General features: G+C 67.0%; 11 protein-coding genes. 6 read left to right on the top strand and 5 right to left on the bottom strand.

The window, feature by feature from the left end; genetic code table 11:
• Positions 1-8: 8 nt before the first annotated feature.
• Positions 9-1361, top strand: coding sequence for a hypothetical protein (locus BLR19_RS02860; RefSeq protein WP_091746962.1), 1353 nt, complete (start codon positions 9-11; stop codon positions 1359-1361).
• A 1-nt stretch (position 1362) separates the two neighbouring features.
• Here the strand turns inward: BLR19_RS02860 and BLR19_RS14745 are convergent, their stop codons facing one another.
• The 4 genes from BLR19_RS14745 to tpiA form a co-directional block, all read right to left on the bottom strand.
• Positions 1363-1527 (bottom strand): hypothetical protein, encoded by a 165-nt coding sequence (locus tag BLR19_RS14745; protein ID WP_165116665.1) that lies wholly within the window; start codon positions 1525-1527, stop codon positions 1363-1365.
• A gap of 98 nt (positions 1528-1625) precedes the next feature.
• Entirely contained in the window at positions 1626-3278 is a 1653-nt protein-coding gene (locus BLR19_RS02865; RefSeq protein WP_066551592.1) for a CTP synthase, read from the bottom strand.
• Positions 3279-3400: 122 nt separating this feature from the next.
• On the bottom strand, positions 3401-3832 hold the full coding sequence (gene secG, locus BLR19_RS02870) for a preprotein translocase subunit SecG (RefSeq protein ID WP_091746965.1): 432 nt from the start codon (positions 3830-3832) through the stop codon (positions 3401-3403).
• A 64-nt stretch (positions 3833-3896) separates the two neighbouring features.
• Positions 3897-4649 carry a triose-phosphate isomerase gene (gene tpiA, locus BLR19_RS02875; protein ID WP_091746969.1) on the bottom strand — a complete coding sequence of 251 codons (753 nt, stop codon included), beginning with the start codon at positions 4647-4649 and terminating at the stop codon, positions 3897-3899.
• Positions 4650-4789: 140 nt separating this feature from the next.
• On the opposite strand from tpiA, the gene BLR19_RS02880 reads away from it, so the two are divergent.
• Both BLR19_RS02880 and trpE read left to right on the top strand, forming a co-directional pair.
• Positions 4790-6697 carry a peptidylprolyl isomerase gene (locus tag BLR19_RS02880; RefSeq protein ID WP_091746972.1) on the top strand — a complete coding sequence of 636 codons (1908 nt, stop codon included), beginning with the start codon at positions 4790-4792 and terminating at the stop codon, positions 6695-6697.
• The gene (trpE, locus tag BLR19_RS02885; RefSeq protein WP_091746975.1) at positions 6694-8211 is read left to right on the top strand and encodes an anthranilate synthase component I; all 1518 of its coding nucleotides are present in this window, start codon (positions 6694-6696) and stop codon (positions 8209-8211) included. Before BLR19_RS02880 ends, trpE begins: the two co-directional genes overlap by 4 nt.
• Here the strand turns inward: trpE and BLR19_RS02890 are convergent.
• Positions 8208-8411 carry a hypothetical protein gene (locus BLR19_RS02890; protein WP_055809137.1) on the bottom strand — a complete coding sequence of 68 codons (204 nt, stop codon included), beginning with the start codon at positions 8409-8411 and terminating at the stop codon, positions 8208-8210. The genes trpE and BLR19_RS02890 overlap by 4 nt on opposite strands.
• Before the next feature lie 88 nt (positions 8412-8499).
• Between BLR19_RS02890 and BLR19_RS02895 the strand changes: the two genes are divergently transcribed.
• Genes BLR19_RS02895 through trpC form a run of 3 tightly spaced genes read left to right on the top strand, consistent with a single transcriptional unit; the run spans position 8500 to position 10921 of the window.
• Positions 8500-9090, top strand: a complete 591-nt coding sequence (locus BLR19_RS02895) for an anthranilate synthase component II (protein ID WP_091746978.1) — start codon at positions 8500-8502, stop codon at positions 9088-9090.
• Between the two features lie 2 nt (positions 9091-9092).
• Positions 9093-10130 (top strand): anthranilate phosphoribosyltransferase, encoded by a 1038-nt coding sequence (trpD, locus tag BLR19_RS02900; protein ID WP_091746982.1) that lies wholly within the window; start codon positions 9093-9095, stop codon positions 10128-10130.
• Positions 10127-10921 carry an indole-3-glycerol phosphate synthase TrpC gene (gene trpC, locus BLR19_RS02905; RefSeq protein WP_091746985.1) on the top strand — a complete coding sequence of 265 codons (795 nt, stop codon included), beginning with the start codon at positions 10127-10129 and terminating at the stop codon, positions 10919-10921. The genes trpD and trpC overlap by 4 nt, the downstream gene beginning before the upstream one ends.
• The last annotated feature ends 46 nt before the right edge of the window (positions 10922-10967 follow it).

Below are 10967 nucleotides of genomic sequence, written 5' to 3' on the forward strand. Positions count from 1 at the left end.
GGCCTTGAATGGCTATCCGTACTCTCGTCGGCGCCTGCGCCGGCGCTTTCCTGCTCGCCCTGGCTCAGGCCGCGGCGGCGCAGGATCACTCTCACCATGCGTCGAGCAAGCCCCCTGCCGATCCGCACGCGGGTCACGACATGCCCACGTCATCCGCCGAACCGATGACCGATCACGCCAGCATGGGTCACACGATGACCAGCCCGTATGGCCCTTGGCCCATCAACCGCGACGCCTCAGGCACCGGTTGGCAACCCGATGCGGGCGAGCACGGCGGCATTCACACCGTCCGTGGCGACTGGATGGTGATGACCCACGCCATGCTGAACCTGGTCTATGACACCCAGTCTGGGCCACGCGGCGGCGACAAGACCTTCGTCGCCGGCATGCTGATGACCTCGGCGCGGCGCGACTTCGACGACGGTTCGAAACTGAACCTGCGCGCTATGCTCAGCCCTGACCCGCTGATGGGCAAGTCCGGCTATCCGCTGCTGCTGGCGGCGGGCGAGACGGCGGACGGGGTCAATCCTCTGGTCGATCGACAGCATCCGCACGATCTCTTCATGGAGCTGTCGGCCAGCTATTCGAAACGCCTGTCCGACAAGGACAGCGTCTATGGCTACATTGGCCTGCCCGGCGAACCTGCCTTCGGCCCGCCCGCCTTCATGCACCGCATGAGCGCGATGGACAGTCCCGAGGCGCCGATTACCCACCACTGGCTCGACTCGACCCACATCGTCTTCGGCGTGACGACCCTGGGCTGGGCGCACGACCGCTTCAAGATCGAGACCTCGGCTTTCAAGGGACGCGAGCCGGATGAGGAGCGTTGGGGCATCGATTCGCCACGGCTGGACAGTTGGTCGGTGCGGGCTGCTTGGAACCCGACCGAAGACTGGTCGCTGCAGGCATCCTACGCCGATGTCTCCGCGCCGGAACAGCTGGAGCCCGACGAGGACGAGACGAAATGGTCGGCTAGCGCCACCCACACCCGCCGTCTGGGCGATGACGGCTGGTGGTCCTCGACTCTGGCCTGGGGTCGCAAGACCAATGACCACGGCGAATCGAAAGACGCTTGGCTGCTGGAATCGGCGGTTAATCCCAACGACCGCTGGACGATCTTCGCCCGCGCCGAGCGGATCGAGACGGATGAACTGGTTACCGGCGTCGGCGGCGGCCATGGTCCGCTCAATACGGTGGGTAAGGCATCGGTCGGCGTGGTCCGCGACTGGCGGATCGCCGAACACGTCCGGCTCGGCCTCGGCGGTCTCTATGCCATGAATCGCGTGCCGACGGCGTTGGAGCCGCTGTACGGCGGCGATCCCGACGGGGCGATGCTCTTCGTGCGGCTGAAGATCGACTGATCTAGCTCAAGGCCTGTCCGGCTTCGGCCGGGCGGGCCGGCGGCTGGTCCAGAAGCCGCAGCGCTTCATAGCCGACCAGGACCACGCCGAGCACGAGCATCAGCGCTCCGGCGATCAGCACCAGGCGCACGTGCCGGTGCAGGTGATAAAGCAACTCGCCGATCATCGACGGTCCCGCCGCATTCGGATCGTGCCAATTCGATCCGTTCCGACCAGTTTACTGCAAAACGCGGACCCGATGGAGTCTATGAGAACCGCGTTCCGTCAGACCAGGCGGCTTTGCACCACCGCCGCGCCGATGAAGCTGGCGAACAGGGGGTGCGGCGCGAACGGACGGCTCTTCAACTCGGGGTGATACTGAACGCCGATGAACCAGGGGTGGTCCGGGCGTTCAACCGTCTCAGGCAGAACGCCGTCAGGCGAGAGACCGGCGAAGACCAGCCCGCCCTTCTGCTCGATCGCCTCGCGATAGTTGATGTTGACCTCGTAGCGGTGGCGGTGACGCTCGCTGATCGCGGTCGAGCCGTAGATCTCAGCGATCTTGGACCCGGCTGTCAGAGTCGAATCATAGGCGCCCAGCCGCATGGTGCCGCCCAGGTCGCCGCCCTGCTGACGCAGGACGCGTTGGTTGCCTTGGGTCCATTCCGTCATCAGGCCGACGACCGGCTCGGCGGTCGGGCCGAATTCGGTGGACGAGGCCTTGGGATAGCCGGCCAGGTTCCGCGCCGCCTCGATCACCGCCATCTGCATGCCGAAGCAGATGCCGAAATAGGGGATGTTGCGCTCACGGGCGAAGCGGGCTGCCTCGATCTTGCCTTCCGAACCGCGCTCGCCGAAGCCGCCGGGCACCAGGACAGCGTGCGCGCCTTGCAGCCGCTCCTCGCAGGCCTCGGGATCGCCTTCGAAGGTGTCGGCCTCGACCCAGTCGATGTTGACCTTGACGTTGTTGGCTACGCCGCCGTGATGCAGGGCCTCGATCAGGGACTTATAGGCGTCCTTGAGGACGGTGTATTTGCCGACCACGGCGATGGTGACCTCGCCGTCGGGCTGCAGGCGGCGACGCGCGATCTCTTGCCAGCCGGTCAGATCCGGCTCGGGCGCGTCGTTTATGCCGAAGTGCGCCAGCACTTCGCGGTCCAGACCCTCGCGGTGATAGTCCAGCGGCACGGCATAGATGTCGGCGGAGTCCATTGCTTGAATGACGCCGCTTTCGCGCACGTTGCAGAACTGGCCGATCTTGCGCTTCTCTTCGGCCGGGATCGGCTGCTCGCAGCGGCACAGCAGGATGTCCGGCTGGATGCCGATGGAGCGCAGTTCCTTGACCGAGTGCTGGGTCGGCTTGGTCTTCATCTCGCCGGCCGTCTTGATGAACGGCAGCAGCGTCAGATGGACGAAGCAGCTTTGGCCGCGCGGCAGGTCCTGGCCAAGCTGGCGGATCGCCTCAAAAAAGGGCAGGCCCTCAATGTCGCCGACCGTGCCACCAATCTCGACCAGAACGAAGTCGACGTCTTCGCCCGCGTCGGTCAGGGCGGGCGTCAGGCAGAAGGATTTGATCTGGTCGGTCACGTGCGGAATGACCTGGACGGTGGCGCCCAGATAGTCGCCGCGACGCTCCTTTTCCAGAATTGTCGAATAGATGCGGCCGGTCGTGATGTTGTCGGACTTGGCCGCCGATACGCCGGTGAACCGCTCGTAGTGGCCCAGGTCCAGGTCGGTCTCGGCGCCGTCGTCGGTCACGAAGACCTCGCCGTGCTGATACGGGCTCATCGTGCCCGGATCGACGTTCAGATAGGGGTCGAGCTTGCGCAGGCGGACCTTGTAGCCGCGAGCCTGCAAAAGAGCGCCGAGAGCGGCGGAGGCGAGGCCTTTTCCTAGCGAGGAAACCACGCCGCCGGTGATGAACACATAGCGAGCCATGGGGGGACACCTTACTCCATGATTCGCGGCTCGGTCATGCCGCCGTCGAATCGAACTGTTGATCAAAAGAAGAAAGCGCGCCCTGCGGCGCGCTTTCGGAAACTCGGGTCTCTGTCGGAGCCCTATTGGGCGGGCTGTTGAGCCGGCGCCGGAGCGGTGGAGGCCGACGGCAGGCTGGCTTCCAGATCATCCAGCGACGGCGTCGCCGGTTTGGCCGGCGCAGCGGGCTGTTGCTGGGGGGGCTGTTGCGTCTGGGTCTGCGGCGTCGTGGCCAACGAACCCACAGCGTCGGCGTCGATGCCGGACACCGAGGCGCGATCCATATTGCCGACGACGGTCAGAATGATCGTCAGGGCGAACAGCGCGGCCGCAAGCCACCAGGTGGTGACGGTCAGAAGATTGCCTGCCCCGCGTGCGGTCATGAAGCCCGACGGACCGCCGCCCATGCCCAGGGCGCCGCCCTCGGACTTCTGAAGCAGGACGATGCCCGTCAGCGCGATGGCGACGATGATGATGGCGACGAGCAGGATGGTCTGGAGCATGGCGTCATTCATGTGGGCGCGGATCTGCGCCGATCAAGCGGCGGCCTCTATCATCGAAGCGCGCCAGGGGCAAACGTCACGCGGCGGCGTTGACGATCGGTATGAAATCCTCGGCCTTCAAGGACGCGCCGCCGACCAGGGCGCCGCCGACTTCCGGCGTAGCCAGAATGTCGCGCGCATTCTCTGGTTTGACCGAACCGCCATACAGAATGGGCGCGGTGCGAGCGCCTTCTCCCAGCTTTGCAACGATGGCGGCGCGCACGGCGGCATGGACCTCGGCGATCTGATCCAGCGTCGGGGTCAGGCCCGTCCCGATGGCCCAGACGGGTTCATAAGCCACCGCGAAGTCGCGCTCGGCCAAGCTGGACGGCAGCGAGCCCGCGACATGGCCCGACACCACGGCGATGGCGTCGCCTGCTTCCCGCTGCTGCAAGGTTTCACCGACGCACACGATGGGCTCCAGCCCAGCGGCGATGGCGGCCTCGACCTTGGCGGCGACGTCCGCATCGGTCTCGCCGAAAGCCGCGCGGCGTTCGGAATGCCCCAGGATCACAACAGTCGCGCCGGCGTCGACCAGCATTTCGGCCGAGACAGAGCCGGTAAAGGCGCCTGCGGGCTTCTCATGACAGTCCTGACCGCCCACAGCCACGCCGCTGCCTGCCAGCGCGGACTGCATACGCTCGATCAGCGTCGCCGGCGGGCACAGCACCACACGGCATCCTTGCACCGTCGTTCCGACGGCGTCCCTGATCGCCTCAGCCTGCGCCAGGGCGGCCGAGACGCCGTTCATCTTCCAATTGCCGACGATCATCTTCACGGATTGTTTCATGGGCGCCTGTCTAGAAGGCGAAAACCGCCAAGCCAAGAGGCGGCGCCGCAATCCGGACACGAAGCCATCCTTGCAGCGGCGGCCCCGGCCCGACTATACGCGACGATTGACGCCAACATCGGCCAGTCCCGGGTTTTCGAATGCTCACCGCCTTCCGCGCCTTCTCTCGATCCAAATGGGCGGCCGCCCTGCTTGTCCTGATCGCGATCAGCTTCGTGATCGTCGGCGCGCGGATGGATGTCTTCTCCAACCTGGGACCGAAACACGTCATCGATGCGGGCGATCGTTCAATGAACGAAGTCGAGTTCCGCACCGCCTTCGATCAGGTGCGCGAACGGCTGCAGCAGCAGGTCGGCCGTCCCCTGACGAACCAGGAGCTGATTGCGGAAAACATTCACGTCCGCTTCCTGACCGAGCAGACGCAGCAGCTGGGCTTCCTGAACTGGGCCTACAAGGCGGGCATTCGCCCGGGCAAGGAACTGATCGTCAAGCAAATCCGCCAGATCCCGGCCTTCTTCAACTCGGTCACCGGACAGTTCGACCAGCAGGCTTATGAGGCGGCTCTGGCGCAGCAAAACCTGACCCCCGCCATGCTGGAGCAGGACCTGCGCGACCAGTACGCCACGGAGCATTTCGGCGCCGCCGTCTTCGCCGGCGCCCGCGTGCCGCGCATCTATGGCGCGCTGCTGGCCGGTTCCGCCTTCGAAAGCCGCGACGGTCGTTGGTTCGAGGTTACCCCCGCGATGGCCGGTCAGATCCCCGCCCCGACTGACGCCCAGTTGAACGCCTTCATCCAGGAGAACGCCGACCGCCTGCGCGCGCCCGAGTTCCGCATGGTGTCGGTCGTTCTGTTCACGCCTGAGGCTTCGGCCAACGCGCCGATCTCGGAAGACCGCATCCGCGCGCGTTTCGAGTTCAAGAAGGACACGCTGAGCAAGCCTGAGACGCGCTCGTTCGTCACCCTGACCGCGCCAAACCGCGAGACGGCCCAGAAGATCGCCGCCGCCCTGCGCGCGGGCCAATCGCCCGCCGACGTCGGCCGCGCCAACAACATCACGCCGGCCGCCTTCAACGAAACCCCCCGCTCGGCCATCGGCGACGCCGCAACCGCAGCCGCCGTCTTCGGCCTGCAAGCCAATCAGGTGTCCAACCCGGTCCAGGCCGGTGTCGGCTTCGCCGTCGCCAAGGTCACGGCCGTCCAACCCGCCGCGCCCGCGACGCTGGACAGCGCTCGCGAGGAGCTGATCCAGGAACTGCGCGCCGAGGACGTGAAGACCCAGACCTACGCCAAGGTCGAGAAGTACGAAGCCGCCCGCACGGCCGGTAAGAACCTGGCTGACGCGGCGCGTGAGGCCGGCGGTCGCGTCGTCGATCTGCCGCCCTTCACCAAGGACGGCAAGCTGCCGAACGGTCAGGCGCTGAACGCCCCGCCGCAAATCTTCGAGACGGCCTGGAGCCTGACCAAGGGCGGCGAAAGCGACGTCATCGACGCCGGTCAGGGCCAGTATTTCGCCGTGCGCGTCAACGACATCCGCCCGTCGGCCCTGCCGACCCTGGCCGAGGTTCGCGAGCCCCTGGCCGCCCAATGGATCCAGCGGGAGACCATGCGTCGCCTGTCAGCCAAGGCTGAAGAACTGACGACCCGCGTGCGCAATGGCGAGGACATCGCCGCGGTCGCCCGTTCGGTCAATGCACCGCTGACCGTGCGCACCGGCGTCATCCGCAATCAGCAAACCCAGGAGGCCCTGGGTCAGGGCGTGCTCCAGGGCCTGTTCGGCCAATCCAAGGGCCAGGCCTTCTCTCAGCCCGCGTCGCAGACCGCCTATGTGGTCGGCCGCGTCGACAACGTTCGCGCCGCCAATCCGGCCGTGGCCGGACCGCTGGCCGAGCAGGTCCGTCCGCGCCTGACCCAGGAGTTGGTGCAGGCCATCGTCGAAGCGTCGGTCTCGGCGGGCGCTCAGCGCTCCAAGGCCAAGAACGACCCGGTCCAGGCGCTGTCGGCCCTGGGTCTGTCGGCTGGCGCAACGCCCGCCACACCGGCGCAATGACCGACGACGCTTCGCGCGACATCACGTTCGACGCCTTCGCCGCCGGCCTTTCGGCCGGTCGGCCGCAGGTCCTGGTTCGGAGGGTCATCGACGACCTGGAAACCCCGGTCTCGGCCTATCTGAAGCTGGGGCGCGATCGGCCGTACGCCTGTCTGCTGGAGTCGGTCGAGGGCGGCGCGGTCAAGGGACGCTACTCCATCCTGACGCTGGATCCCGATGTGGTCTGGCGTTGTCGATCCAACGCGGCGGAAGTGTCGCGCGGCTCAGCCATAGGCGAAGGTCGGTTCACAGCCGAACCCCTGCCAGCGCTGCAATCCCTGCGCGCGCTGATCGCGGCGTCGAAGTTCGATCTGCCGGAGGGATTGCCGCCGATGGCCGCCGGCCTGTTCGGCGTCTTCGGCTACGACATGGTGCGCCTGCTGGAACCGCTGGGCGCGCCGAATCCTGATCCGCTCGATCTGCCCGACGCCGTGCTGACGCGGCCGTCGCTGGTGGCCATCTTCGATTCAGTCCGCCACGAGATCGTTCTGGTGTCGGCCGCCTATCCCGACGCCGGCATCTCCCCGCAAGAGGCGTTCGACACCGCGACGGCGCGGCTGGATGCGTTCGAGACGGCCTTGCGCGAACCCCTGCCCGTTCGCGCCGCTCCGCAGCAAACGCCGCCTCCCGTCTTCACCTCGCCGGTGGACCAGCCGGCCTTCGGCGAGATGGTCGCCAGGGCCAAGGACTACATCGGCGCCGGCGACATCTTCCAGGTCGTGCTCAGCCATCGGTTCTCAGCTCCGTGGACGGACGATCCCTTCGCCTTCTATCGCTCGCTGCGTCGCCAGAACCCCTCGCCCTATCTGTTCTATCTGAACTTCGAAGGCTTCCAGCTCGCCGGCTCCAGCCCCGAGATCCTGGTTCGGCTGAAGGACGGCGAGGTCACGATCCGGCCGCTGGCCGGCACCCGCATGCGCGGCGCGACGCCAGAGGCGGACAAGGCGCTGGAAGTCGAACTGCTGGCTGATCCCAAGGAGCTGGCCGAGCATCTGATGCTGCTGGACCTCGGCCGCAACGATGTGGGCCGCGTCGCGGCGCCCGGCACGGTCGAGGTCACCGAGAGCTTCGTCGTCGAACGCTACAGCCAGGTCATGCACATCGTCTCAAACGTGCGCGGTAAGGCTGATCCCAGGCTGGATGCGGTGGACACGCTGCTGGCCGCCCTGCCCGCCGGCACCCTGTCGGGCGCGCCCAAGGTGCGCGCGATGGAGATCATCGACGAACTCGAAAGCGAAAAGCGCGGCGTCGGTTACGGCGGCGGCGTCGGCTATATTTCGGCTGGCGGCGAGGCGGACATCTGCATCACCCTGCGCACCGCCCTTTTCGCCGACGATCGGATCTTCGTTCAGGCCGGGGCCGGCGTCGTCGCCGACAGCGATCCTGCGGCCGAATATGCCGAGACCCAGCACAAGGCGCGGGCGCCGATGCGGGCGGCGGAAGACGCCTGGCGCTTTCGCACCGGCAATCGCTAGCGCGAAATCGTCATCGCCGGGTCGTTGAACTGCACGCCCGGCCCGATGATGACGACGCCCGCCATCAAAACCGCCGCAGTCGCTGCGAGCGCGGCTGCGCCAAGCGCGGCGACGGGGTTGGGCCTGGTTTCGACCACGACCAGCTTCGCCTTGGCGGCGGCGATCTTGGCGGCGATGTCTTTTTCAGCGGCGAGTTTCACCCGCTCAGTCCTAGTCCCGTCGAGTTAAAATGCGCTTTAAGGCCGCGCCCGCTTGGCGCGGACGCGCGTCACGCCTAGAAGCCAAGCCATGATCCTCGTCGTCGATAACTACGACAGCTTCACCTACAATCTCGTCCACTACCTCGCGGAGTTGGGCGCGCCGACGCATGTGGTGCGCAACGACGACCTTACGGTGGACGAGGCGTGGGCGCTGAACCCCGCCGCCGTTCTGCTGTCGCCCGGCCCGTGCGCGCCCGATCAGGCGGGCATCTGCCTGCCGTTGATCACGACCGCGCCAGCGTCGATGCCGATCCTGGGCGTGTGCCTGGGTCATCAGGCCATCGGCCAGGCCTTCGGCGGCGACGTCATCCGCGCCAAGACCCTGATGCACGGCAAGACCTCGCCGATCCTGCATGAGGGCCAGAGCGTTTTCGCCGACCTGCCCTCGCCCTTCATCGCCACACGCTATCACTCGCTGGCGGTCAAGCGCGAAACCCTGCCCGACGACCTGGAGGTCACCGCCTGGACCGCCGACGGGGAGATCATGGGTCTGCAGCACCGTACGCGCCCGATCCACGGCGTTCAGTTCCACCCGGAATCCATCGCCACCGAGCACGGTCACGACATGCTGGCCAACTTCCTTGATATCGCCGGCGTAAAGCGCCTCGCGGCCGCCTGACCATGGGCGACGGGTTCAAGCCGATCCTCGCCCGACTGGTCGAGGGCCATTCCCTGACGTCCCAGCAGGCGCACGACTTCTTCGCCGCCTGCCTGCGCGGCGAGCCGACCCCGTCGCAAGTCGCCGCCGCCGTCACCGCCATGCGGATGCGCGGCGAGACCGTGGACGAGATCGCCGCCTTCGCGAGCGCCATGCGTGAAGCCGCCCTGACGCTGGATCATCCCTATGAGGTGATCGACACCTGCGGCACCGGGGGCGACGGTCAGCACACCTACAATATCTCGACCGCCGCAGCCCTGGTTCTGGCCGGAGCCGGTCTTAAGGTCGCCAAGCACGGCAATCGGGCGATGTCTTCGAAATCAGGCTCTTCCGACGTACTGTCGATCCTGGGCGTGAACCTGATGGCGTCGCAGGCGCAGCAGAAGAAGGCGCTGGACGAGGCCGGTATCTGCTTCCTGTTCGCGCCGGCCTATCACGGGGCGATGCGTCATGTCGGGCCGGTGCGAGCCGAGATTGGTTTTCGCACTGTCTTCAACCTGTTGGGCCCGCTTTCAAACCCGGCGTCTGCAAGGCGACAGGTCATGGGCGTCTATGATCCGCGCCTGCTGGAGCCGCTGGCCGAGGTGCTGGGCCGGCTTGGCGCCACCCGGGCCTGGACCGTTCACGGCCAAGGCCTGGACGAACTGGCGACTTCCGGCGCCACGGACGTCGCCGAATGGAAGGACGGCGCGGTTCGTCGCTTCCAGGTCACGCCTGAGGACGCCGGCCTGTCGCGCGCCTCTATCGCAGACATCCGTGGCGGCGACGCCGAAGAGAACGCCGTCGCCCTGCGCGCGCTTCTGGCCGGCGCGGCCGGACCCTACCGCGACATCGTGCTGCTGAACGCCGCCGCCGCCCTCGTCGTGTCCGATCGCGCGGTCGATCTGGCCGACGGCGCCGCGCTCGCCGCTGCCGCCATCGACGACGGTCGAGCCGCCGAGGCGCTGGATCGCCTGGCCCGCATCACCTCCACGCCGCTGGAAAGCGAAGAGCCCGCATGACCGACGTTCTGGATCGTATCGCCACCTACAAGCGCGAGGACGTCGCCGCCCGCAAGGCAGCGACTCCGCAGGACGCGATCGAAGCCCTGGCCCGCGCCGCATCGGCTCCGCGCGGCTTTCGCGCCGCCTTGGAACGTATAGGCGAGGAAACCGGTCGTCCCGCCCTGATCGCCGAGATCAAGAAGGCCAGCCCGTCCAAGGGCCTGATCCGGCCCGATTTCGATCCGCCGGCCCTGGCCCGCGCCTATGAGGCCGGCGGTGCGGCCTGTCTGTCGGTCCTGACCGATGGCCCCAGCTTCCAGGGCGACGACGCCTATCTGGGCCAGGCCCGCGAGGCCGTCGCCCTGCCCTGCCTGCGCAAGGATTTCTTGGTCGATCCCTGGCAGGTCGCCGAAAGCCGCGCCCTGGGCGCCGACTGCATCCTGATCATCTTGGCCATGGTCGATGACCGGTTGGCCGCCGAGCTGCTGTCGGAAGCCGAACGGTTCGGCATGGATGCGCTGATAGAGACCCACGACGAGGAGGAAATGGCGCGCGCTTGTGCGCTCGGCGGCGATCTGGTTGGGGTCAACAATCGCTCGCTGCGCACGTTCGAGGTCGATCTGGAAACCACGGAGCGGCTGTCGATGCTCAGCCCCGTTCGGGCTCTGCTGGTCGCCGAAAGCGGCATCTTCACGCCCGACGACGTGGCGCGCGTTTCGGCCGCGCATGCCCAGGCGATCCTGGTTGGCGAGAGCCTGATGCGGCAGGCCGATGTCGAGGCGGCGACCCGTCAGTTGCTGGCCGCCTGATCGACACGCGGCGGCAAGCCCCGCCGTTAAGTTGACATTAGCAAGG

Source organism: Brevundimonas sp. 374, assembly GCF_900102995.1.
Lineage (GTDB): Bacteria > Pseudomonadota > Alphaproteobacteria > Caulobacterales > Caulobacteraceae > Brevundimonas > Brevundimonas vesicularis_C.